The organism is Rhizobium sp. WYCCWR10014 (genome assembly GCF_001657485.1).
Taxonomy (GTDB): Bacteria; Pseudomonadota; Alphaproteobacteria; order Rhizobiales; family Rhizobiaceae; genus Rhizobium.
Window position 1 is genome coordinate 213,650 of record NZ_LXFU01000024.1, and the last position, 21,081, is coordinate 234,730.

The window sequence follows — 21,081 nt, forward strand, 5'->3', positions numbered from 1 at the left end:
GAAGAACTGCTTGCCTTATCTTGACAGTCTGCAGCGACTCCCAATGTCCTGCTGACGTCGATGCTAGACGGCACCTTGTAGATTGGGAGATTGGACACATGGCGCTCAAACGAATGGACAACGTGGGAATCGTCGTCGATGACCTCGAAGAGACGATCGATTTCTTTCGCGACCTCGGACTCGAGCTCGAAGGGCGGGCCATGATCGAAGGAGAATGGGCTGGACGTGTCACTGGACTGGGCGATCAGCACGTCGAGATTGCCATGATGCGCACGCCTGATGGCCACAGCCGACTCGAGCTCTCCCGTTTCCTCAGGCCGCCTGCCGTCGCGGATCACCGCAATGCCCCGGTCAACGCTCTAGGCTACCTCCGCGTCATGTTCGCCCTTGATAACATCGACGAGACGCTTGAGAGGCTCCGCAAGCGCGGCGCGCAGCTCGTCGGCGAGGTCGTGGACTATCAAGACACCTATCGGCTCTGCTACATCCGCGGGCCTGGAGGGCTTCTCATCGGACTCGCCCAAGAACTTAGCTGAGCTATGCGCGAAGCTTCTCGTCGCGTTCATCTTGAATGACCGTGCCGTCGCCTTCATCCCGGGGTTCGGCCGTCGCTGAGATTTGTCGTTGATCGGCCATGGCTGACGTTGCGCCGCTCAGCAGGCGCTTTTCGATCTCTTGCAGGTCGAGAATTGCGCGGTCCATTTGGTCGGCCGGAGTTTCGCGCGAAACCAGACGCCAGCGATTACCCTGCCATAGCTGGACCAGCAGCCGCCGGCCTGGAACCTCTATCGTCTCGTGGATGAACCATGCTCCGATGACCGCAACGCAAAGCGTCACCACGATGAGCGCCGGTTCGGGCATCAAGGCGTCAAAGGTCAGACGCGCCAGAAACATGATGGGGACATGGAAAAGGTAAAGTGAAAAACTGATCTTTCCAAAAAACCGTACTGGTGCAGCTGTCAGGACACGAATTGCGATGGGAGGCTGTCGAGCGACGAGCCAGACAATGACGGCTGCGGCAACCGCACTTTGCAGGCTCCAAAATTCAGGGGAAAAACCGGGCAAGATATGCCGGTAAGTGAAAAACACCGCCAGAAGGAAAAGCGTTGAAATGCCTGTGAGGACAGATGGAACCCATCTCGTCCCGTAGGAATGGATGATCCCGGCAAGTGCCCCGAGAAGAAAGTAAGGAAGCTTGGAGACGAGCACTATTCCCGGGCCTGGCAATTCAACCAGGCCATCCACGACGACGGCCACGGTGAGGCCCACAATCATGCCGCTATAGCGGTGCGGCTGGGCCAAGCAAAGCCACAGGACGGGAAAGAGCAGATAAAACTGGATCTCGGGTGGTATCGACCAGAAAACACCACTCGAGCCGAGCAGAAAGACATGGCGCACTAAATCCGTGCCGCTAACGATAGGCTGAACAAAATCCAGATTTTGCATGCTCGACAGCATCGCCACGAGAACGACGGCCACCAGGTAAACCGGATAGATGCGGGCAAAGCGGCTCACAAGAAAATCCAGCACATTTTCTCTCGTGACCGGCCGTGAGCCGTAGAGATGAGCCATCAGGAAGCCGCTGAGAGCAAAAAACAAACCGACAGCTTCGTCGCCCATCGTCACGAGATGCGGAGCTGTGATCGGAAAGATGAGGCCAATATGGGCTCCAATGACCAGAAGCGCGGCGACACCGCGCAGGCCATCAAGACTCGGGATGTAATCCGGCCGACTCATGGGTCACTTTTGAATCAGGTGTTCAGGTTCTGTCCCGAACAATTGGCCATCGCGACTTTACAAGCAGTTAACGCGGCGCCCTGCTCGTGCGCCTCTAGACTGCTGTGGCGTTAGTGCGACTCATCGTGCTTTCCGAAAATCGATTCCTGTTTTCCGGCCGATGCGCTAGCGTGCATCGTCAAGACGGCAAATTGCCTTGGAAAACGGGACCACTTCTCCATGACAGCCACCAACCGCATCGCCCTTTCCAGCGACCACGCCGCCATTCAGCTCCGGCAGGCCATTGCCGGCCATATCGCGGCGCAAGGCTGGATAACGGTCGATATCGGACCGACGACGCCCGAGAGCACACACTATCCTCAGCACGGTGAAGCGGCGGCGCGGCTCGTCGCCTCCGGCGATTGCCGGTTTGGCATCATTCTATGCGGCACCGGCCAGGGCATCATGATGGCGGCGAACAAGGTAAAGGGCATCCGTTGCGGCGTCTGCGTCGACACGTTCTCGGCCCGCATGATCCGCCAGCACAACGATGCCAACATGCTTTCGATTGGCGTGCGCGTAGTCGGCGAAGGGCTGGCGCTCGATATCGTGGATGCATTCCTGGCCGCTCGTTTCGAGGGCGGCCGGCATGCGACGCGGGTGGGGATGATTGAGGCGCTGGAGGTGTAGCGCTGTCCTTTTTTCTTCTTCTTTGGGTTGCCGCCCCGAATCCGCAAGCTGACGGATGACCGCATTGCTGTCGTTCGTTCCAGAAGATGCCGGTCGGCTATCCACCAAGCCTTGTCGTTTGCCGACGGCTCGATTATGCCGAACTGCCGGATGGCCGAAAGCCCGCGTAAAGCCGCCGAATTCGGCCATGCGGCATAATCCGACTTGCGGCATAGTGGCCGCGTTCATGCGGAGACTGAATCACTGATGACGACGGCGGATTATATCGCTCTGGCTTTCTTTGCCTTTGTCTGGATGGGCTATTCCTGGCTGCTGCATGGCCGCACCTTCTTCGGGCGCACCAGCCTGACCCATGCGATGACCGAACGGCGCCGGGAGTGGATTTACAATTCGCTGCGCCGCGACCTGAAGATGATCGACACGCAGATCATGGCCGGCCTGCAGAACGGCACCGCCTTCTTCGCTTCGACTTCGATCTTCGCGATCGGCAGTTGCTTTGCTTTGCTCGGCGCGACGGAGAAGGTCGACGCCGTCTTCGCCGACCTGCCCTTCGTCTTCCATGGCGGCCATGCCGTCTTCGAGATGAAGGTCGGCGGCTTGGCAGCACTTTTCGGCTATGCCTTCTTCAAATTCGGCTGGTCCTACCGGCTGTTCAACTACTGCACCATCCTCTTCGGCTCGATCCCGATGATGCGCGACACCGAGCGCGACATCATCGCCGCGGAGCGGGCCGCCGAACGCGTCATCCGCATGAACGTCATTGCCGGCAGCAATTTCAACGAGGGCCTCAGGGCGATCTTCCTGTCGATCGGCTATCTCGGCTGGTTCATCAACCCCTATGTCTTCATGCTGACGACGGCGACCGTCATCTTCGTGCTTGCACGGCGGCAGTTCTTCTCGGAGGCGCGGCTGGCGATCATGGATGCCGGCCCGCCATCAAATCTCCACCTTTCTGCTATTCGCCGCGATATGCCGTCGAGCGACGGACGTGATTTGCCCGAGGGATTTTGATGACATTGCCGGCAAGGGAAGCCGATGCGGCAGCAAAACCGCCGCGCATCGGTCTATTGGATACGGCGCGCGGCGTCGCGCTGATCGCCATGGCGAGCTACCATTTCAGCTGGGACATGGAGTTCATGGGCTATCTCGCGCCAGGCACGGCCGAGACCGGCTGGCTGAAGATCTATGCCCGGGCGATCGCCACGACCTTTCTCTTCATCGTCGGCATCAGCCTGGTGCTGTCGAGCAGGCCTGAGATTCGCTGGCCCTCCTTCTGGAAGCGCTTCGGCATGATCGCCGCGGCAGCCGCGGTGATCTCGATCGCCACGCGCATCGCAATGCCGAACGAGTGGATCTATTTCGGCATCCTGCATTGTATCGCGGTGCTCACGCTCATCGGCGTCGTTTTCTTGAGACTGCCGCTCGCCTTCACGCTCATCGCCACGCTCGCGCTCCTCGCCGCCTGGATCACCGATAATTTCGGGCCACCCGGCCTGCTTCGCTCATCCTTCTTCGATCCGCGCTATCTCGCCTGGATCGGTCTTGCCGTGGCGCCGGAACGGTCCAACGACTACGTGCCGCTGTTTCCCTGGGCAACGCCCTTCTTCGCTGGATTGAGTATCGCCTCGATTGCCATCAGAACCAGGCTGCTGCACCGGCTTGCCGCCGTCGGCACCGGCTCCTGGTGGCCGGCAAGGCTCGGCCGTCACAGCCTTGCCTTCTATCTGACCCATCAGCCGGTATTGATCGCCATCGCCTATGGGCTTTCCCTGGTCGTCCCGCCGCAAGCCCCGGATCCGGTCGCAACTTACCTAAGGCAATGCAACGCCTCTTGCGTCATGCAGCAAGGCGAAGCGCTCTGCCACAGCTTCTGCCAGTGCACTCTGGGGAAATTGCAGGCGCAAGCCCTGTTCACGCCGCTGCAGGAGGGCGCGATCGACATACAGAACGACGAGCGGGTGCAGACAATCGCTGCCGAATGCAGCGCCGAGGCTGAATGAATTCGCCGACAATACGGCGCGTGATCAGGTAGTGACGCCGATTTCGGCGAGGCGGCCGAGGCAGGTCTCTTCGATAGCGTCGAGTTCCGCCAGCGTGTCGTCGATATCCTTGCGCTTCTGGCGCAGGTCGTCGCGCTTCTCGTCGACGCGCTTCATCAGGAGCTTCAACTGGCCGAGTTCGCCCGGCGGCTCCTTGTAGACCTGGATGATCTCACGGATCTCCGCGATGGTGAAGCCGATGCGCCGGCCGCGCAGGATTTCCCCGATCAGCCGCCGGTCGGCTTGCCGGAACAGACGCGTGCGCCCGCGCCGCTCCGGATGGATCAGTCCCTCGTCCTCGTAGAACCGGAGCGTGCGCGTCGAGACCCCGAATTCGCGCGTCAGTTCCGTTATGCTATAATATTTGTTCACCGGCATGTGTTCCCCGTCGTCGGACAGACGATAATATTGACTTTTACGTAATAGTCAATTTTTGGGCGGTTCAGATGCCGAACCACCAGGTGGCGATACCAAGAAAGGCGAAGAAGCCGGTACAGTCCGTCACCGTCGTGACGAAGACGGAAGAGGCGATCGCCGGATCGGCTCCCATCTTGTCGAGCAGCAGCGGCAGCAGGATGCCGGCAAGGGCTGCCGCCATCAGGTTGATGACCATCGCCGCCGCAATCACCCCGCCGAGCTGGTAGTCGTGGAACCAGGTCCCGGCGATCGCGCCCATGATCGTCGCGAAGACGATGCCGTTGAGGACGCCGACGCCCGCCTCCCTGCGGATGATGCGGCCGGCATTGTAGATGTCGAGGTCGCGGGTCGCGAGCGCGCGCACCGTCACCGTCATCGTCTGCGTGCCGGCATTGCCGCCCATCGAGGCGACGATCGGCATCAGCACCGCAAGCGCGATCATCTTCTCGATCGAGCCGTCGAACAGGCCGATGACGCTTGCCGACAACATCGCCGTGCCGAGGTTGATCAAAAGCCACAGGAAGCGCGAACGCACCGTCGAGAGCACATTGTCCGACAGCTCTTCGTCGCCGACACCGCCAAGGCGCTTGATGTCCTCATCCGCCTCCTCGTGGATGACGTCGACGACGTCGTCGATGGTCAGCACGCCGACCAGCCGGCCGTTTTCGTCGACGACGGCGGCCGAGAGAAGGTCGTACTGCTCGAAGAGCTGGGCCGCCTCCTCCTGGTCCATCTCGGCCGGAACCGGATGGTTGGTCTCGCGCATGATCTGCTCGATCTTCGTCTGCCGCTTGGTGCGCAGGATCTGGTCGAGATCGACGGCGCCGAGCAGCTTGAAGGTCGGATCGATGACGAAGATCTGCGAGAAGGAATAGGGCAGATCCTCCTCGTCGCGCATGTAGTCGATCGTCTGGCCGACCGTCCAGAATGGCGGCACGGCGACGAATTCGGTCTGCATCCGGCGCCCGGCAGAGCTTTCGGGATAGTCGAGCGCCCGGCGCAGCCGCACCCGCTCGGTGAACGGCAGCTGGGCGAGGATCTCTTCCCGGTCCTCCTTGTCGAGGTCTTCGAGAATGTAGACGGCATCATCCGAATCGAGCTCGCCGATCGCGGCGGCGATCTGCGCGTTCGGCATCTGGTCGACGATTTCGCGGCGGATCGCCTCGTCGACCTCGGTCAGCGCCGTCATGTCGAAATCGTCGCCGAGCAGGCGCACCAGCGCCAGGCGCTGATCCGGCTGGATCGATTCCAGCAGATCGCCTATTTCGGATTCATGCAGGCGGGCAACGTTCTGGCGCAGGAACAGCGTGTCGCGGTCGGCGATCGCAGCACCGACGAGCGCCAGGAAATCGCCGCGGACATTGCCGTCCTCGTCGTAGATATCGGCTTCCTCGTCATCGGGACGCCTGCGAATGCGGTCTTCCCCATCGGTCGTCGTCATCTGCCGCCCTCGCATCTGGTTCGAATTTCAACGACTGCCGCGCCGCATTCGCAAATGTCGGCCGAAAACACATTGTCAACAAGCGGATAAGCGAATCCCGCGCGATGCTCCCGCAGCCGGAATTCTTGGCCCCTGCTAGCCCAAAGCATCCGTGTCGTAAAGCGGCAAACCGTGCTTCCTGATGACAATGCACGCGGCCGGCGATAGTTTCCTCACCCGTCCAAGCAGAGGAAGCCTGCCCCATGCCCATCCGTCCGATTCTGCGTTATCCGCATCCGGGCCTCAAGACTGTCTGCGCGCCGGTGACGGTCTTCGATTCCTCGCTCACAGCGCTTGCCGAGGACCTGCTGGCGACGATGCGCGCAGCCCCCGGCGTCGGCATCACCGCCGCCCATATCGGCGTCTTCAGTCGTGTCACGGTGCTGGAACTCGAAAAGGCCGACGGCGTGCGCCTTTACGTCAATCCTCATATCACCTGGTTTTCGAAGGAGACGATGAACCATGCCGAAGGCAGCGTCTCGATGCCCGGCGCGACAGACGAGGTCACCCGCCCGCGGGCGATCCGCTTCCGCTATCAGGATGCCGGGGGCGCCGTACACGAGGAGGGTGCCGAGGATTTCCTCGCCATCTGCATCCAGCACGAAGTCGACCAGCTCGACGGCATTTTCTGGCTGCAGCGCCTCTCCCGGCTGAAGCGCGACCGTCTCGTGAAGAAATGGGAGAAGGCCCAAGGCTGACAATCAAGGCTGACAATCACGGCTGACAAATCGCCGTCCATGCCGAACCATTCGCCGTTGCCGGCGTTTCCAGCAAAGAAACAAGGAGCGAGTGCAATGGCAAGGATCGGTGACAAGACCCAGTTTTCCCGGGAGAAGCCTGAGCTTTCCCGGGAGGAAGATTATCGCGACCTCGAAGAGCGCAATCTCGACGACGGCTGGCCCTATGCCGATGGCAGCGGCGCCGGCACCGGCGGCCCGGATAATCGTCCTTACGGCGAGACCGCGGCCAATTTCGACAGCGATCCCAACAAGGGTTTCCGGATAGATGGCACGGATGAAGACGGCAACGAGAACCGCCTGAAAGATTCTCTGCGCGCCGATACGATCGACCGCGATGAAAGCGACGATCTCGAAGCGCGGGTGAACGACAATCTCGAAAACATTCCCGAGGTCGACATCGACAGCATCGAGGTTCATGCAGACGGTCACGTCGTTACTCTGGAAGGGTCGGTGGAGACGATCGGCATCGCTCGCAAGGTCGAACTCGGCGCGCTGTCGGTCGACGGCGTCCGTCATGTCCGCAACAAGTTGCAGCTGACCGGTGTCGATGCGCATATTCCGAACGAGGACTGACTTCACGCACAGCGCAGATCTTCAACGGGAGGGCTGCCGCCTTCCGTTGATGATCGTGCTCAACATTACAGAATGTTAACAATTTACGATTGTAGCAACAACTGTCTTATTCATGAGACCAATTGCCGATTTCTGTTAGGCGGCTTCTGTCACGACAACGTCAATTCCGTTGACAACACTGTGATTTCATTTGGACAAATGGTCGCGGCCGCGCCGCCACATTATCACAAAATTGCCTGAATTGGGGCGCGAACTCGTGTGTGCCGAGGGTTAGTTTATGTTGTGGAATTCAACAGCAGATTGAGGAGATAAACCCATGCGCATCAAATTTGCCCTTGCCGCGTCCCTGTTCGCCGTCAGCCTTGCAGGCGCTGCCTTCGCCCAGCCGACCTATTCCGACGACTACACCAATGACAGCGACGGCTTCGCCCCGAGCCCGATGTCGAAGCCGGCTCCGGTCCACTACAGCAGCCACAAGGCCCCGGCCTATTCCAGCGACTACACCAACGACAGCGACGGCTTCGCCCCGAGCGCCATGGCAGCTCCTGTCGTCGACAAGACCGCAACGGCCAGCATCAACTCCCTGCCCCCATGCCACAGCATGATTGGCCCGAAGGGCTCCCACACCAAGGGTGCAGACAGCGGCGCCTCCCGCACCGAAGCATGCCGCGCGACGCATTGATCCGATAAAGACTGGGATCCGATAACGGCTGGGATCCGACAAAAGAGAAGGGCCGGAAACGGCCCTTCTCTTTTCAATCCATCTCTATACGCTCGGCGAGCGTTCCCTAAAGCGTCATGTTTCCAGCGTCGTTTCGCCGAAAACCGCCTCGAAGGCGGTGCGCAGCCGGATATCGACATCAGCCATCATCACAGGCAGGCCGAGATCGACGAGGCTGGTCACGCCATAGGCTGAGATCCCGCAGGGCACGATGCCGCCGAAATGATCGAGATCGGGGTCGACGTTGAGCGACAGTCCGTGGAAAGTCACCCATTTCCGCAGCCTTATGCCGAGGGCGGCGATCTTGTCCTCGGCCATCGTCCCATCGGCCAGCAATGGCTTTTCCGGCCGGCGCACCCAGACGCCGACGCGATCCTCACGTCGCTCGCCGCGCACATTCATCATGTCGAGCGTGCGGATGACGACATCTTCGAGGGCGGCGACGAAGGCGCGCACGTCCTGACGCCGCCTCTTCAGATCGAGCATGACATAAGCGACGCGTTGCCCGGGTCCATGATAGGTGTATTCGCCGCCACGCCCAGTCGCAAAGACCGGAAACCGGTTCGGCTGGACGAGGTCCCTCGCATTGGCGCTGGTGCCGGCGGTATAAAGCGGCGGATGTTCGACGAGCCAGACGAGTTCATCACCGCCATCGGCGATTACCGCCACCTCGCGCTCCATCGTCTCCACCGCCTCCTCATAGGGAACGAGACCGTCGGCGATGCGCCAGCGTACCGGCCGGGTTCCGAGTTGGGGAAGCATGGAAAATTCGAGATCGGTGCGAAGCATGGCCATTCCTTGCCGCTCTCCCCGAAATGCCTGAAAAAAGGGGCGGCAGCACAGCTATATGGACCCGTTTCGGGGCCAATTCAAATGCTGTGAGCGGTTTTCAAAAAAACTGTCATATCGCCCTTGTGCACCCCAGATGCTTTTGCTACATGCTGCCCCGCCGACGCAAATCGGCACCTACCACGATGCGGTCGTGGCGGAATTGGTAGACGCGCAGCGTTGAGGTCGCTGTGGGGCAACCCGTGGAAGTTCGAGTCTTCTCGACCGCACCATTTCCCTTCAGGGAAACGCTCTCTAAGCGACGATTTCGATTTTACCTCGAAGCTATTGGCGGCTGCTCGGCTTGATTGCCTGGCCTGCCCATGGTTGATGGCGTCATCCTTGCAAGAATCGGCAGCCATGTCAGAGCCCCATCAAAATTCCCTGCAGGGCATGGCCATCATGTCGGGCGCCATGCTCATCTTGCCGACCATGGATGCGATCGCCAAATACATGGCGACCTTCGAGGCGATGTCGCCGGGACAGGTAACCTTCTATCGATTCTTCTTCCAGATTGCCTGCACCCTGCCGATTCTTTTCGCCCTCTTCGGGCTGAAGGCGCTCTCGGCCAAACGGCCATGGATGAACCTGCTGCGCGGTGTGCTGCATGGTGCTGCAAGCCTGCTGTTCTTCGTTGCCGTCAAATACATGCCGCTCGCCGATGTCTTCGCCATCTATTTCGTCGAGCCCTTCATGCTGACCGCCCTGTCAGCGCTGTTTCTCGGTGACAAGGTCGGCTGGCGACGCTGGACGGCGATCGTCGTCGGTTTCGGCGGCGCGATGATCGTCATTCAACCGAGCTACGAAATCTTCGGCCTGAAGGCGCTGTTGCCGGTCGCCTGCGCCTTTCTGTTCTCGCTCTATCTGTTCCTCAACCGCGCCATCGGCGAGGCCGATTCGCCACTGACCATGCAGACGATGGCCGGCATTGGCGGAACGGTCTTCATGGCGGCCGCCCTTCTCGTCGGCAGCAGTTCCGGCAATGCCGATTTTGCCGTCTCGCTGCCCTCCTCCGGTCTTGGCCTTGTACTGCTTCTCGCCCTCGGCACGATCTCGGGTTATGCGCATATGCTCGTGGTCCGGGCTTTTCGTCTCGCGCCCTTGTCGCTGCTTGCGCCGTTCCAGTACTTCGAGATCATCTCGGCGACCGTTCTCGGCTATGCGCTATTCAACGATTTCCCGAGCTTTTCCAAATGGATCGGCATCTTCATCATCGTTGCGTCAGGCCTCTTCATCATCTGGCGCGAGCGGCTGCAGGCGCGATCGTTAAAATCCTCCTGACACGGGGAATATCGGGTTAACTCCTCTTCTTGAGGGATCGTCAATTCGCAGGCGCTAAAACTGTCTCCGGTTTCATGATGAAGCCTGGAGTTAAAACATGAGCGAATTTCGTCTCGCTTTTCCGGCCTGTGTCGTGGCCGGCAAGCATCGGCTGACGGCCGAAGATATAGTACTGTTGCGCAAACATAGTTTTCCGGAGGGTATCCGGACATCCGACGATGTCGTGGCGATGTTGGCGCTCAACAATTCCTGCCCTGAAAAATGTGCCGACTGGAACGCTTTCTTCGTGGAGCAGCTCGCCGGTTTCATCGTCCATTACACCTATCCGCAGGGCTCGCTGGATGAAATCAACGTCGCCTGGATCATGCGCATGTTCACGACCGATGGTGTCGTCAACTCGGCGCTCGAGCTCGAACTCATTCTCCACGTCATGGAGATTTCGGCCGATGTCCCAGTCGAGTTGAGAGCCCTCGCCCTCGATCAGCTCCGCCTGGCGATCACCGACAATATCGGTGGCTACAAGCTGTCGCGCGCCATCGATCGCCGGGGCATCACCCGCCAGGACATCGACTATGCGATGCGCATCTTCAGAAGCGTCGCCGAAGGCGGCACCATCCCGGTCTCGTCGGTCGAATACGGCGTTCTCCAGCAGATCGAGCAGGCAACGCTGCGCGGCGCCAATCATCCGCACTGGGCGGGGATCATGGCTGCCGTCGAGCTGCGCGATTATGCCGAGCCGCGGCGCAGCCGCTGGCTGCGCATCGTCGACGAGGAGCCCGTCGCAGAAGCTGCCGTCGCCTGACGCTCCGCAAGCCTGATTGTGCGTTCCGGTGTTTTGTGCGTAAAACTCCGGGATGCATTTCTGGGTGGAGTCTCGATGTTCAAGAAAATCCTGATCGCGAATCGCGGCGAAATCGCCTGCCGCGTGATCAAGACTGCGCGCCGCATGGGTATTTTGACCGTCGCGGTCTATTCGGATGCGGATCGGGACGCGCTGCATGTCGAGATGGCCGACGAGGCCGTGCATATCGGCCCGGCTGCGGCGTCGGAGAGTTATCTGGTTGCCGAAAAGATCATTGCCGCCTGCAAGGCAACCGGCGCCGAGGCAGTGCATCCCGGCTATGGCTTCCTGTCCGAACGCGCCTCCTTCTGCGCTGAACTGGAAAAACAGGGCATCGTCTTCATCGGCCCGAAGCCGAAAGCCATCATGGCGATGGGCGACAAGATCGAATCGAAGAAATTCGCCAATGCTGCCGGTGTCTCCACCGTGCCCGGCCATCTCGGCATCATCGAGGATGCCGCCCATGCGGAAGTGATATCAGCCGGGATCGGTTATCCCGTCATGATCAAGGCGTCGGCCGGCGGCGGCGGCAAGGGCATGCGCATTGCCTGGAACCAGGCAGAAGTGCGCGACGGCTTCGAGCGCGCCCGCTCGGAGGCGAAAAGCTCGTTCGGCGACGACCGCGTCTTCATCGAGAAGTTCGTCGTCGAACCACGCCATATCGAGATCCAGATCCTGGCCGATGCACATGGCAACGTCGTCTATCTCGGCGAGCGCGAATGCTCGATCCAGCGGCGGAACCAGAAGGTGGCGGAAGAGGCGCCCTCGCCCTTCCTCGACGAAGCGACCCGCAAGGCGATGGGCGAACAATCGGTGGCGCTGGCGAGAGCCGTCGATTACCAGAGCGCCGGCACCGTCGAATTTATCGTCGACCGCGACCGCAATTTCTATTTCCTCGAAATGAACACCCGCCTGCAGGTCGAGCATCCCGTGACCGAACTCATCACCGGCATCGACCTCGTCGAGCAGATGATCCGTGTTGCAGCAGGAGAGCCCCTTCCCTTTGCCCAGGAGGATATCAGGCTTGACGGATGGGCGGTCGAGAGCCGGCTCTATGCCGAGGATCCCTATCGCAACTTCCTGCCCTCGATCGGCCGCCTGACGCGCTACCGGCCGCCGGCGGAAGGCAGGACCGGCAATGTCGTCGTCCGCAACGATACCGGCGTCTTCGAAGGCGCCGAGATCTCGATGTATTACGATCCGATGATCGCCAAGCTCTGCACCTGGGCGCCGACGCGGCTGGAAGCGATCGAGGCCATGGGCCGGGCGCTCGACGGTTTCGTCGTCGATGGCATCGAGCACAATGTTCCTTTCCTGTCGGCGTTGATGAAACACCCGCGCTGGCGCGAAGGCCGGCTGTCCACAGGCTTCATCGCCGAGGAATATCCCGATGGCTTTGCACCGATGAAACCGGACCGGGCGGAAGAAGCCGTGCTTGCCGGCATCGCGCTTTCCGCCTCGCTGATCGAGACCAACCGCCGCGAACGTTTCGCCGATCGCCTGCGCGCCGCAGTGGGCGCGCTGCGCGAGGATTGGGTGGTCAAGATCGGCGACAACCACGTCGCGGCAAGATTGCTCGACGGCCTCGTCACCATCCCCTTCGATATGGATATCGCGATCGATGGGGTGACGGAGGGCGAAAGCCAGAATGTTGTCACCGATTGGAGACCGGGCGACCCTGTCTGGAACGGCAAGGTCGGCGGTCGCGACGTCACCGCGCAGATCCGCCCCGTTCTGAACGGCTTGCGTATCGACTGGCAGGGACTTTCAGTGACGGCCAAGGTCTTTTCGCCGCGTCATGCCGAGCTCGACAGGCTGATGCCGGTGAAGCTGCCGCCCGATACATCCAAGCTCCTGCTCTGCCCGATGCCCGGCCTCGTCGTCGCCATCGCGGTGGCCGAGGGCCAGGAGGTCAAGGCCGGTGAGACGCTGGCGATCGTTGAAGCGATGAAGATGGAAAACGTGCTGCGCGCCGACCGCGATCTCGTCGTCTCTAAAATCAATGCCGCAGCCGGGGAAAGCCTGGCCGTCGATGCCGTGATCATGGAGTTTGCCTGAGAGATAAGCCAAGCGGCCGGCTTCACGTCAGCGGGGCTTGCAGACCGTGCCGAGCTCAGCCCGACAAACAGCTGGGTACCGACAAAATCAGCAGGGAGATATCAAATGGACGTCCGCGCCGCCGTTGCCGTTCAGGCAGGAAAACCACTGGAAGTGATGACCGTGCAGCTGGAGGGGCCGCGGTCCGGCGAAGTGCTGGTGGAGGTCAAGGCGACGGGGGCTGCCGCCACCTATAGGGTAGACCTCAGGAGTCTCGATGAACTTACCACGCGGGAGCTCTACGACCTCTTGAGAATGCGCGTCGATGTCTTCGTCGTCGAGCAGAACTGCCCCTACCCGGAACTTGACGGCAAGGATATCGATGCCTTGCATCTGCGGCTGCTGGAAGGTGCCGAACTCCTGGGCGCGGCGCGAATCCTGAAACCCTATGAACCGCAGGATCCGTCGAAGATCGGCCGCGTTGTCGTCTCGCCTGATCATCGCGGCAAGCGGCTGGGCGATGCACTGATGCGCGAGGCGATTGCCGCTTGCGAGCGGTTTTATCCGGAAAATCCCATTGCCTTGTCGGCACAGGCCCATTTGCGCCGGTTCTACGAATCTTTCGGTTTCATCGCGGTGTCACAGGAATATCTGGAAGACGGCATTCCCCATATCGATATGGTCCGCCAGCAGGCCACGCAACCGGCATGAGGATATTGCCATGATCTATGTCGATGCCGATGCCTGTCCGGTGAAGCCGGAAGTCCTGAAGGTGGCCGAACGTCACGGCCTCGAAGTCACCTTTGTTGCCAATTCCGGCCTGCGCCCCTCGCGCGATCCGATGATCCGCAACGTCATCGTCTCCAACGCCTTCGACGCCGCCGACAACTGGATCGCCGAACGCGCCGGCGCGGGCGATGTCGTCGTCACCGGCGATGTGCCGCTCGCCGTGCGCTGTGTCGCGACCGGCGCCTTCGTCAGCGGCCCGACCGGGCGCGTCTTCGACGAGACCAATATCGGCATGGCGAGCGCCATGCGCGATCTCGGCGCGCACTTGCGCGAAACCGGCGAGAGCAAGGGCTACAACGCCGCCTTCAGCCCGAAAGACCGCTCACGCTTCCTCGAAACCTTCGATCGCCTCTGCCGCCGCGCCAAAAGCCTTGCCGCGGAGGCTGGCGGGCAGCCGTGATGCAGCAACGAAAGGTGCTACAGCGTCCTTTGCACGTCTAAAAGGACGCGCGGCGCTGTAGGCCGCAAGAAGCGGATGGCATGGCAGCCATGCCGATTCCTACCTTGAAGTCGATCGTTTCCTCACGCATATAGGCGTTATCGCAGACGACTGCGGCATCCTCTGGGATGCAACTGTCGCGGGGACGGCCTCGCTCTTGAACAAGGAGAGTAGCATGGCCTGGTTTCTGCTTTTTCTCGCCGGTCTTTTTGAATGTGGCTGGGCAATCGGTCTTAAGTACACCGAGGGTTTCACACGGCCGCTGCCGACGGTGCTGACCGTCATATCCATGGTGGTCAGCATCGTGCTGCTCGGCCTGGCGGTGAAACATCTGCCGATCGGCACCGCCTATGCGGTGTGGACCGGCATCGGCACGGTCGGCACCGTATTTCTCGGCATCTGGCTGCTTGGCGATGAGGCAAGTGTCTCCCGCCTTGCCTGCATCACGCTGATCGTCGCCGGCATCGCCGGTCTCAAGCTTACTGCCTGATATGAGGCTGAGGGGCGTCGCCGACGCCCCTCAGTGTATCGTTCAGACTGTCTTGCGGTTATCGACGGCAAAAGCGCCTGGACCGGAGAAGACCAGGTAGAGGAAAACGAAGCAGAACAGGATCGCGGCGTCGCCCTGGTTGACGGCCGGGAAGAAGCTGCTCGGGGCATGCGCCATGAAATAGGCGACGGCCATTTGGCCGGCCAGCAGGAAGGCGACCGGACGCGTCAGCAGGCCGACCAGAATGAGGATGCCACCGACAAGCTCGAGAAGGGCGGCAAACAGCATCAGCGGCGGCAACGAGCCCGACATCTGCGAAGCAGGGAAGCCGAAAAGCTTCATCGTGCCGTGTTCGATGAACAGCAGCGCGGTGATGATTCTGAGAGCGGCCAGCACATAGGGGCGATAGGCAGAAAGACGCTCGAAAGTTGACATGAAACCTCTCCTTTAAAACAATAAGAGCCGAGCGTTAGCTTGTCCTCTGCAAGGATTGAAGACACGGATCGCTGACGGCCGTTCACTTTTTCGACAGCGGCTAAACACCCGATCGCACAGCTTTATTCGGCGGGAAAAACATCAAAGCGGGATGTTGTCGTGTTTCTTCCACGGATTGGCGAGATCCTTGTTGCGCAGCATCTTCAAACCGCGCGCCAGCCGCCGCCGGGTCGAATGCGGCATGATCACCTCATCGACATAACCGCGCTCGGCAGCGACGAAGGGCGAGAGGAACCGGTCCTCGTACATTTTCGTATGCGCTGCGATCTTCTCCGGATCGGCAATATCCTTGCGGAAGATGATCTCGACAGCGCCCTTGGCGCCCATCACGGCGATCTGTGCTGTCGGCCAGGCATAGTTGAGGTCGCCGCGCAGATGCTTCGACGCCATAACGTCATAGGCGCCGCCGAAGGCCTTGCGGGTGATGACGGTGAGCTTCGGCACCGTCGCCTCGGCATAGGCGAAAAGCAGCTTGGCGCCGTGCTTGATGAGGCCGCCATATTCCTGCGCCGTACCCGGCAGGAAACCCGGCACGTCGACGAAGGTGACGATCGGAACGTTGAAGCAGTCGCAGAAGCGCACGAAACGGGCCGCCTTGCGCGAGGCGTCGCTGTCGAGAACGCCGGCCAGCACCATCGGCTGGTTGGCGACAAAACCGACGGTCGAGCCTTCGACGCGGCCGAAGCCGCAGACGATGTTTTTGGCAAAGCTCGCCTGGATCTCGAAGAAATCCCCCTCGTCCGCCACCTTCCGGATCAGTTCCTTGATGTCGTAAGGTTTGTTGGAACTCGCCGGCACCAGCGTATCGAGCGAGGCATCGACATCTGTCACCGACTGGTAACATTCGATCTCCGGCAGCGGCGCCGTGTTCGAAAGCGGCAGGAAATCGATCAGCCGTCGCACCTGCAGCAGCGTTTCGACATCATTCTCATAGGCGCCGTCGGCAATCGACGAGCGCACCGTATGCACCACGGCGCCGCCGAGTTCTTCTGATGTCACCGTTTCGTTGGTGACGGTTTTCACCACGTCCGGCCCGGTGACGAACATGTAGGAAGTATCACGCACCATGAAGATGAAATCAGTCATCGCAGGTGAATAGACGTCGCCGCCGGCGCAGGGACCCATGATCACCGAGATCTGAGGAATGACGCCGGAGGCGAGCACATTACGCTGGAACACCTCGGCATAACCGCCGAGGGCCGCCACGCCCTCCTGGATACGAGCGCCGCCTGCATCATAGATGCCGACGATCGGCGCGCGGTTCTTCAGCGCCATGTCCTGCACTTTCATGATTTTCTCGGCATGCGCCTCAGACAGCGAGCCGCCGAAGACGGTGAAGTCCTTGGCGAAGACGAACACGGTGCGGCCATTGACCGTGCCCCAGCCGGTGACGACGCCGTCGCCGGCAATCCGGCTCTTGTCCATGCCGAAATCGGTGGAGCGATGTTCGACGAACATGTCGAATTCCTCGAAGGAACCTTCGTCGAGGAAGAGGTCGATGCGCTCGCGCGCCGTCAGCTTGCCGCGCTTATGCTGGGCGGCGATGCGCGCCTCGCCGCCGCCAAGGCGGGCGATGCCGCGGCGCCGTTCCAGTTCTTCGAGAATTTCCTTCATGCGATCTCCCTCGCCGCTGCGGCGGCAATCCGGCGGTTAGAGCGTCGCGCTATTGAGCGCGCCCGCTGAGTGAGAAAACCGAGCGTATCCTTGCGGCGGCGTCCTCGGCCAGGATCTCGTCGGCAAGCTTGGGATCGGCAGCGATGCTGGTGACGTCGAAGGCGCTGACGGCGATGACCGAGCCGTCCTCGACCGAGGCTGCGTCGATGCTGATCTTGGCGACGTTGCGGTCCTTCTGAAAGCCGAGGCCCTTCTGGATGGAAACCACGCGGATCGTCAGCACCACCCGCGGCAGCACGGTGTCGCGCACAGTGGCGTTGATCGCCGCATTGACGCGGTCGTTGATGCCGGAAAGCAGCTCGGCCGGCATGTTCGGACCTGAGAGAACGACGGCGCTGCGCACATCATAGATCGGCGCCGCCGGCTTGGTGGCCGAGAGGCTGCCGCAGGCCGTGAGCGCGACACAGACGAGTGTCGCCCGGCAAAAACACGACCTCAGCCAATTCATTGCAAAATCCCGCACCACCCCGTTGGAGTCGCAGACTTCGTCATAATGCATTGGAAGGCAATATGTTTCAGGCGCTTAGGGAGAAAAAAACATCCGCTGCGGCTCTGAACTCGGCAAAGCGCTTCGCCCGCCGCTCCTCGGCTTCCTCGTCGCTGCCCCAATGCTCGATCGTCCAGTCCTCGTCGAGATGGGCAATCGACCAGGCCTCCTCCACCGTCACCCGACCCTCGGCGAAGGCAAGCGCCAGGATCGCCGAGCCGGTCAGTGTGGTGACTGTGTGGAGGGCGGCAAGCGCCATCGGGCTATCATATCTCGCGAGCGTAACGGCGAAGGCGGCAATCGCCTCGCGCGGCTGTTCATGAGGCATCACCCCTTCGACGAGGATGAAGCGGGCGCCGAGATCGGTCGCCGCCCAGTCGATCACGGGGTCCCAGCGTTCGGCTTGACGCTCGACCAGCAGTTCCGGCTCCTCGGCACGGTAGCAGATGAGGTCGCTGGATGAAAAACGCAATATATCCTCGAAGATCGCCTGCGCGTTGGCTGCAACGCCGTCGAGTGCGGTGTTGACGAGCCGGGTCACCGGCATGCTCACTGGATTGATCTCCTCGCCCTGCGCCTGCCATTCGGCGGCGACAAGCCGCGCAAGCGCTTCGGTCGGTACTGCGAGAACCTGCCGGGCCGGCGTGCGCACCATCTTGCCGTCGAGCGTGATTGCAAAACCACCCTCGTGCTCGGCAATGGAGACTTCGGTATAGAAGCGCTTGGGCAGCGGCTTCTTCATTTGGATCTGCGCGCGGCGGATGGGATCGGGATGGCTCAGGCCTTCCGAAAGGTCGTTCAGCAGATCGCGCATGGGCTCACCTCAGGAAAAATGACGCAATATCTCGTTCGGATGGTAGGCAATCGCATCAGCGCCGTTGGCGATCAGCTCATCCACACTGGCATAGCCCCAGGCAACGCCGATCGCCTTGGCGCCGGCAGCTTTGGCCATCTGCATATCGTAAACCGCATCGCCGATGACAATGGTGTCGGCAGCATTCATGCCGGTTTCATCGCAGCATTCCGTCACCATGGCGGGATGCGGTTTGGAGGGGCAATCGTCGGCGGTGCGTGCGACGATGAAATGCTTGTCGAATGCATGCGTCTCCATGACGAGCTGGAGCCCGCGCCTGGATTTCCCTGTCACCGCGCCGATCAGCAGGTCATCGCGCCCGCTGATCGTGTCGATCATCTCGCGAATGCCGGGAAACAGCGGCTCCTTGTAGTCGAGATCCTGACGCACGATCGAGAACAGCGATTTGTAGTGCGCCGTCATGTCGATGTCTTGCTGCTCCACATGCTGCCTGCCCCGCATGCGGGCGATCGCGATATCGAGAGACAGGCCGATAATGGCCTTGGTGTCTTCAAATCGCGGTTCCGGCTTGCCGAACTGATCGAAGGTTCTACGCATGGTTTCGTGGATCAGCGCAGCACTGTCGACCAGCGTGCCATCGCAATCGAAAAGCGCCAGTTTCATTCGGCGTCCCTTTCGGCGCTGGCGAGGTCGAGACCAAGAAGGTTCCAGGTCTGCACCATATGCGACGGCAGCGGCGCGCTGACGCGCAGGCGGCCACCGGTGGGGTGCGGGATGTCGATATGACGGGCGTGCAGATGCAGTTTCTTCTGAACGCCGCCCGGAAAATCCCAATTCGGATCGTCGTCGAAATATTTCGGATCGCCGATGATCGGATGGCCGATATGCAGGGCATGGACGCGCAACTGGTGGGTACGGCCGGTATAGGGCTCCATCTCCAGCCATGCGAGGTTCTGTGCCGCCGTCTCCAGCACGCGGTAGAAGGAAATCGCATGGTCGGCGCCGTCCTCGCCATGCTTGGCGATCCGCATCCGGTCGCCGTCGGCGGTCGGCTCCTTCACCAGCCAGGTCGAGATCTTGTCCTCGTGCTTGCGCGGCACACCCTTGACCAGCGCCCAGTAGGTCTTTTTGGTGTCGCGCTCGCGGAACGCCGCCGTCAGTTTCTGCGCCGCACCGCGGGTACGGGCGATGACGAGAACACCCGATGTGTCGCGGTCGAGACGATGGACGAGCCGCGGCTTCTCGCCCTTCGGGCTGGTCCAGGCTTCGAGCATCTGGTCGATATGCCTGGCCACACCCGAGCCGCCCTGCACCGCAAGACCAGGGGGCTTGTTGAGCACGATCACTTTTTCGTCCTCGTGCAGCACCATGCGCGACAAGAGTTCGAAATCCGTCGAATGCTTGAGATCCTTGCCGGCGATCGGTCCGGATTTCAGCTTCGCATCGACATCCATCGGCGGCACGCGCACCGTTTGGCCGGGCTGCACGCGTGCATCCGATTTGACACGTCCACCGTCGACGCGCACCTGGCCGGAGCGCAGGAGCTTCTGCAGCGGACCGAAGCCGAGCCCCGGAAAATGCACCTTGAACCAGCGATCGAGCCGCATGCCGGCTTCGTCGGGTTCAACCTTGATATGTTCAATGCCAGCCATAAGAAATCTTTCGGAAATTGCAGCGCGGGCCAAGCCGGCGTTCTTGCCGCAGCCTTTAGAGCATTTTCACGCAAAACGGAAACCGGAAAAGAGATCAGGCCAAAGCGCGCATGACAGCGAGGCCGGCGATGACGGCCGCCATCGAAAGTCCGACGCTCGCCGCGATGTAAATACCGCCGGCGACAGCCTCGCCGCGTTCGAACAGCGAGATCGCATCCAGCGAGAAAGCCGAGAAGGTTGTGAAGCCGCCGAGGAAGCCGGTGATCAGCAGGAGGCGCAGCTCCACCGAGGCGTTGAATTTCCGCGCGATCAGCTCGGCGAAGACGCCGATGACGAAACAGCCGACGACATTGACGGCGAGCGTGCCCCAGGGAAATGCCGGACCCATGAGTCTCAGCGCCCACTGGCCGACATAATATCTGAGAAGAGAACCGATAGCGCCGCCGACGGCGACGAGAAGAGCCTGGATCATCAGCCGGATTTATCGCAACTCCGCAGCGATTCCAATCGAGAAGGAATGAATTCTTACCATCCGGTAAAATGCCGATGATTTTTTTATGAGGGCGCCAAGATCGTGCCGATACCCTGACGGCATGACCCAGCTCCTGTCCATATCGGCGAGCACCGCCGCTATTGCCTTCGAATCGCTCCGAATCCCGCAGCGTGTCGCGACGAGCACTGCCGCACGCGATGCGCGCCGCATTGCCGACCGGCAGTTGAAGGCCGAAGGCACTGAGGAAATAGACGAGCCCTCCAGCATCATCCAGTCGACCGAAGTAGCCCTCGACCTAATGGCCAAAGGCAACCGCCAGCCGCAGGCCGGCCTGAAACAGGCGCTGCGATCCTACGAAGACTTCTGAGGCCGTCGCCCTCCAAAC

25 protein-coding genes, 1 tRNA gene and 1 pseudogene are annotated in these 21,081 nt (G+C 60.9%); 16 read left to right on the plus strand and 11 right to left on the minus strand.

Going from position 1 to position 21,081, the window contains the following annotated elements; genetic code table 11:
* Window positions 1–98: 98 nt before the first annotated feature.
* On the plus strand, window positions 99–536 hold the full coding sequence (locus A6U98_RS03975; RefSeq protein WP_064648170.1) for a VOC family protein: 438 nt from the start codon (window positions 99–101) through the stop codon (window positions 534–536).
* A 1-nt stretch (window position 537) separates the two neighbouring features.
* On the opposite strand, the gene A6U98_RS03980 is transcribed toward A6U98_RS03975, so the two are convergent.
* On the minus strand, window positions 538–1,737 hold the full coding sequence (locus A6U98_RS03980) for an acyltransferase (protein ID WP_064648171.1): 1,200 nt from the start codon (window positions 1,735–1,737) through the stop codon (window positions 538–540).
* Window positions 1,738–1,956: 219 nt separating this feature from the next.
* Between A6U98_RS03980 and rpiB the strand changes: the two genes are divergently transcribed.
* The 3 genes from rpiB to A6U98_RS03995 all read left to right on the plus strand — a co-directional run bounded on the left by rpiB (window position 1,957) and on the right by A6U98_RS03995 (window position 4,406).
* Window positions 1,957–2,406: a ribose 5-phosphate isomerase B gene (gene rpiB / locus A6U98_RS03985; protein WP_064648172.1), complete on the plus strand. Its 450-nt coding sequence runs from the start codon at window positions 1,957–1,959 to the stop codon at window positions 2,404–2,406.
* A gap of 246 nt (window positions 2,407–2,652) precedes the next feature.
* Complete coding sequence (locus A6U98_RS03990) at window positions 2,653–3,417, plus strand: DUF599 domain-containing protein (RefSeq protein WP_064648173.1); 765 nt, start codon at window positions 2,653–2,655, stop codon at window positions 3,415–3,417.
* A complete protein-coding gene (locus tag A6U98_RS03995; RefSeq protein WP_064648174.1) occupies window positions 3,417–4,406 on the plus strand; it encodes a DUF1624 domain-containing protein in 990 nt (329 codons plus the stop codon). The genes A6U98_RS03990 and A6U98_RS03995 overlap by 1 nt, the downstream gene beginning before the upstream one ends.
* A gap of 24 nt (window positions 4,407–4,430) precedes the next feature.
* On the opposite strand, the gene A6U98_RS04000 is transcribed toward A6U98_RS03995, so the two are convergent.
* Both A6U98_RS04000 and mgtE read right to left on the minus strand, forming a co-directional pair.
* The gene (locus A6U98_RS04000; RefSeq protein ID WP_011652104.1) at window positions 4,431–4,823 is read right to left on the minus strand and encodes a MerR family DNA-binding transcriptional regulator; all 393 of its coding nucleotides are present in this window, start codon (window positions 4,821–4,823) and stop codon (window positions 4,431–4,433) included.
* A gap of 64 nt (window positions 4,824–4,887) precedes the next feature.
* Window positions 4,888–6,303 carry a magnesium transporter gene (gene mgtE / locus A6U98_RS04005; RefSeq protein ID WP_064648175.1) on the minus strand — a complete coding sequence of 472 codons (1,416 nt, stop codon included), beginning with the start codon at window positions 6,301–6,303 and terminating at the stop codon, window positions 4,888–4,890.
* 242 nt (window positions 6,304–6,545) lie between these two features.
* Here mgtE and A6U98_RS04010 point away from each other — a divergent pair, with 242 nt between their 5' ends.
* The 3 genes from A6U98_RS04010 to A6U98_RS04020 all read left to right on the plus strand — a co-directional run bounded on the left by A6U98_RS04010 (window position 6,546) and on the right by A6U98_RS04020 (window position 8,337).
* Window positions 6,546–7,040: a peptide deformylase gene (locus A6U98_RS04010; protein WP_064648176.1), complete on the plus strand. Its 495-nt coding sequence runs from the start codon at window positions 6,546–6,548 to the stop codon at window positions 7,038–7,040.
* 96 nt (window positions 7,041–7,136) lie between these two features.
* Complete coding sequence (locus A6U98_RS04015; RefSeq protein WP_064648177.1) at window positions 7,137–7,655, plus strand: BON domain-containing protein; 519 nt, start codon at window positions 7,137–7,139, stop codon at window positions 7,653–7,655.
* Window positions 7,656–7,971: 316 nt separating this feature from the next.
* Window positions 7,972–8,337 carry a hypothetical protein gene (locus tag A6U98_RS04020; RefSeq protein ID WP_064648178.1) on the plus strand — a complete coding sequence of 122 codons (366 nt, stop codon included), beginning with the start codon at window positions 7,972–7,974 and terminating at the stop codon, window positions 8,335–8,337.
* Between the two features lie 114 nt (window positions 8,338–8,451).
* On the opposite strand, the gene lipB is transcribed toward A6U98_RS04020, so the two are convergent.
* A complete protein-coding gene (gene lipB / locus A6U98_RS04025) occupies window positions 8,452–9,171 on the minus strand; it encodes a lipoyl(octanoyl) transferase LipB (protein WP_064648179.1) in 720 nt (239 codons plus the stop codon).
* Window positions 9,172–9,352: 181 nt separating this feature from the next.
* Between lipB and A6U98_RS04030 the strand changes: the two genes are divergently transcribed.
* The 8 genes and pseudogenes from A6U98_RS04030 (at window position 9,353) to sugE (ending at window position 15,081) form a co-directional block, all read left to right on the plus strand.
* Window positions 9,353–9,437 (plus strand) — tRNA-Leu (locus tag A6U98_RS04030).
* Window positions 9,438–9,534: 97 nt separating this feature from the next.
* Window positions 9,535–10,485 carry a DMT family transporter gene (locus A6U98_RS04035; protein WP_197496339.1) on the plus strand — a complete coding sequence of 317 codons (951 nt, stop codon included), beginning with the start codon at window positions 9,535–9,537 and terminating at the stop codon, window positions 10,483–10,485.
* A gap of 97 nt (window positions 10,486–10,582) precedes the next feature.
* Complete coding sequence (locus A6U98_RS04040; RefSeq protein ID WP_064648181.1) at window positions 10,583–11,287, plus strand: hypothetical protein; 705 nt, start codon at window positions 10,583–10,585, stop codon at window positions 11,285–11,287.
* A 75-nt stretch (window positions 11,288–11,362) separates the two neighbouring features.
* Window positions 11,363–13,384, plus strand: coding sequence for an acetyl/propionyl/methylcrotonyl-CoA carboxylase subunit alpha (locus A6U98_RS04045; RefSeq protein ID WP_064648182.1), 2,022 nt, complete (start codon window positions 11,363–11,365; stop codon window positions 13,382–13,384).
* A 105-nt stretch (window positions 13,385–13,489) separates the two neighbouring features.
* Window positions 13,490–13,603 (plus strand): annotated as a pseudogene (locus A6U98_RS37475) (S-(hydroxymethyl)glutathione dehydrogenase); the annotation flags it as partial.
* The gene (locus tag A6U98_RS04050; protein WP_064648307.1) at window positions 13,583–14,074 is read left to right on the plus strand and encodes a GNAT family N-acetyltransferase; all 492 of its coding nucleotides are present in this window, start codon (window positions 13,583–13,585) and stop codon (window positions 14,072–14,074) included. The pseudogene A6U98_RS37475 and the gene A6U98_RS04050, both read left to right, overlap by 21 nt.
* Before the next feature lie 10 nt (window positions 14,075–14,084).
* The gene (locus A6U98_RS04055) at window positions 14,085–14,552 is read left to right on the plus strand and encodes a YaiI/YqxD family protein (RefSeq protein WP_064648183.1); all 468 of its coding nucleotides are present in this window, start codon (window positions 14,085–14,087) and stop codon (window positions 14,550–14,552) included.
* Window positions 14,553–14,766: 214 nt separating this feature from the next.
* Window positions 14,767–15,081, plus strand: coding sequence for a quaternary ammonium compound efflux SMR transporter SugE (gene sugE / locus A6U98_RS04060; RefSeq protein WP_064648184.1), 315 nt, complete (start codon window positions 14,767–14,769; stop codon window positions 15,079–15,081).
* A gap of 42 nt (window positions 15,082–15,123) precedes the next feature.
* On the opposite strand, the gene A6U98_RS04065 is transcribed toward sugE, so the two are convergent.
* The 7 genes from A6U98_RS04065 to crcB form a co-directional block, all read right to left on the minus strand.
* The gene (locus tag A6U98_RS04065) at window positions 15,124–15,516 is read right to left on the minus strand and encodes a DoxX family protein (protein WP_064648185.1); all 393 of its coding nucleotides are present in this window, start codon (window positions 15,514–15,516) and stop codon (window positions 15,124–15,126) included.
* A 141-nt stretch (window positions 15,517–15,657) separates the two neighbouring features.
* The gene (locus tag A6U98_RS04070; protein WP_064648186.1) at window positions 15,658–17,190 is read right to left on the minus strand and encodes an acyl-CoA carboxylase subunit beta; all 1,533 of its coding nucleotides are present in this window, start codon (window positions 17,188–17,190) and stop codon (window positions 15,658–15,660) included.
* Window positions 17,191–17,239: 49 nt separating this feature from the next.
* On the minus strand, window positions 17,240–17,698 hold the full coding sequence (locus tag A6U98_RS04075) for a hypothetical protein (RefSeq protein ID WP_064648308.1): 459 nt from the start codon (window positions 17,696–17,698) through the stop codon (window positions 17,240–17,242).
* Between the two features lie 67 nt (window positions 17,699–17,765).
* A complete protein-coding gene (locus A6U98_RS04080) occupies window positions 17,766–18,551 on the minus strand; it encodes an ATP12 family chaperone protein (RefSeq protein WP_064648187.1) in 786 nt (261 codons plus the stop codon).
* Between the two features lie 9 nt (window positions 18,552–18,560).
* Window positions 18,561–19,214: an HAD-IA family hydrolase gene (locus A6U98_RS04085; protein ID WP_064648188.1), complete on the minus strand. Its 654-nt coding sequence runs from the start codon at window positions 19,212–19,214 to the stop codon at window positions 18,561–18,563.
* A complete protein-coding gene (locus A6U98_RS04090) occupies window positions 19,211–20,203 on the minus strand; it encodes an RluA family pseudouridine synthase (protein ID WP_064648189.1) in 993 nt (330 codons plus the stop codon). The genes A6U98_RS04085 and A6U98_RS04090 overlap by 4 nt, the downstream gene beginning before the upstream one ends.
* Before the next feature lie 94 nt (window positions 20,204–20,297).
* Window positions 20,298–20,675 (minus strand): fluoride efflux transporter CrcB, encoded by a 378-nt coding sequence (crcB, locus tag A6U98_RS04095; protein WP_003539962.1) that lies wholly within the window; start codon window positions 20,673–20,675, stop codon window positions 20,298–20,300.
* Window positions 20,676–20,796: 121 nt separating this feature from the next.
* On the opposite strand from crcB, the gene A6U98_RS04100 reads away from it, so the two are divergent.
* Window positions 20,797–21,063 (plus strand): hypothetical protein, encoded by a 267-nt coding sequence (locus tag A6U98_RS04100; protein WP_064648190.1) that lies wholly within the window; start codon window positions 20,797–20,799, stop codon window positions 21,061–21,063.
* Window positions 21,064–21,081: the final 18 nt, after the last annotated feature.

Coding starts and splice junctions, on each gene's coding strand:
- A6U98_RS03975 (WP_064648170.1), top strand. CDS start 99: ATGGCGCTCAAACGAATGGACAACGTGGGAATCGTCGTCGATGACCTC.
- A6U98_RS03980 (WP_064648171.1), bottom strand. CDS start 1,737: ATGAGTCGGCCGGATTACATCCCGAGTCTTGATGGCCTGCGCGGTGTC.
- rpiB (WP_064648172.1), top strand. CDS start 1,957: ATGACAGCCACCAACCGCATCGCCCTTTCCAGCGACCACGCCGCCATT.
- A6U98_RS03990 (WP_064648173.1), top strand. CDS start 2,653: ATGACGACGGCGGATTATATCGCTCTGGCTTTCTTTGCCTTTGTCTGG.
- A6U98_RS03995 (WP_064648174.1), top strand. CDS start 3,417: ATGACATTGCCGGCAAGGGAAGCCGATGCGGCAGCAAAACCGCCGCGC.
- A6U98_RS04000 (WP_011652104.1), bottom strand. CDS start 4,823: ATGCCGGTGAACAAATATTATAGCATAACGGAACTGACGCGCGAATTC.
- mgtE (WP_064648175.1), bottom strand. CDS start 6,303: ATGACGACGACCGATGGGGAAGACCGCATTCGCAGGCGTCCCGATGAC.
- A6U98_RS04010 (WP_064648176.1), top strand. CDS start 6,546: ATGCCCATCCGTCCGATTCTGCGTTATCCGCATCCGGGCCTCAAGACT.
- A6U98_RS04015 (WP_064648177.1), top strand. CDS start 7,137: ATGGCAAGGATCGGTGACAAGACCCAGTTTTCCCGGGAGAAGCCTGAG.
- A6U98_RS04020 (WP_064648178.1), top strand. CDS start 7,972: ATGCGCATCAAATTTGCCCTTGCCGCGTCCCTGTTCGCCGTCAGCCTT.
- lipB (WP_064648179.1), bottom strand. CDS start 9,171: ATGGCCATGCTTCGCACCGATCTCGAATTTTCCATGCTTCCCCAACTC.
- A6U98_RS04035 (WP_197496339.1), top strand. CDS start 9,535: ATGGCGTCATCCTTGCAAGAATCGGCAGCCATGTCAGAGCCCCATCAA.
- A6U98_RS04040 (WP_064648181.1), top strand. CDS start 10,583: ATGAGCGAATTTCGTCTCGCTTTTCCGGCCTGTGTCGTGGCCGGCAAG.
- A6U98_RS04045 (WP_064648182.1), top strand. CDS start 11,363: ATGTTCAAGAAAATCCTGATCGCGAATCGCGGCGAAATCGCCTGCCGC.
- A6U98_RS04055 (WP_064648183.1), top strand. CDS start 14,085: ATGATCTATGTCGATGCCGATGCCTGTCCGGTGAAGCCGGAAGTCCTG.
- sugE (WP_064648184.1), top strand. CDS start 14,767: ATGGCCTGGTTTCTGCTTTTTCTCGCCGGTCTTTTTGAATGTGGCTGG.
- A6U98_RS04065 (WP_064648185.1), bottom strand. CDS start 15,516: ATGTCAACTTTCGAGCGTCTTTCTGCCTATCGCCCCTATGTGCTGGCC.
- A6U98_RS04070 (WP_064648186.1), bottom strand. CDS start 17,190: ATGAAGGAAATTCTCGAAGAACTGGAACGGCGCCGCGGCATCGCCCGC.
- A6U98_RS04075 (WP_064648308.1), bottom strand. CDS start 17,698: ATGAATTGGCTGAGGTCGTGTTTTTGCCGGGCGACACTCGTCTGTGTC.
- A6U98_RS04080 (WP_064648187.1), bottom strand. CDS start 18,551: ATGCGCGATCTGCTGAACGACCTTTCGGAAGGCCTGAGCCATCCCGAT.
- A6U98_RS04085 (WP_064648188.1), bottom strand. CDS start 19,214: ATGAAACTGGCGCTTTTCGATTGCGATGGCACGCTGGTCGACAGTGCT.
- A6U98_RS04090 (WP_064648189.1), bottom strand. CDS start 20,203: ATGGCTGGCATTGAACATATCAAGGTTGAACCCGACGAAGCCGGCATG.
- crcB (WP_003539962.1), bottom strand. CDS start 20,675: ATGATCCAGGCTCTTCTCGTCGCCGTCGGCGGCGCTATCGGTTCTCTT.
- A6U98_RS04100 (WP_064648190.1), top strand. CDS start 20,797: ATGACCCAGCTCCTGTCCATATCGGCGAGCACCGCCGCTATTGCCTTC.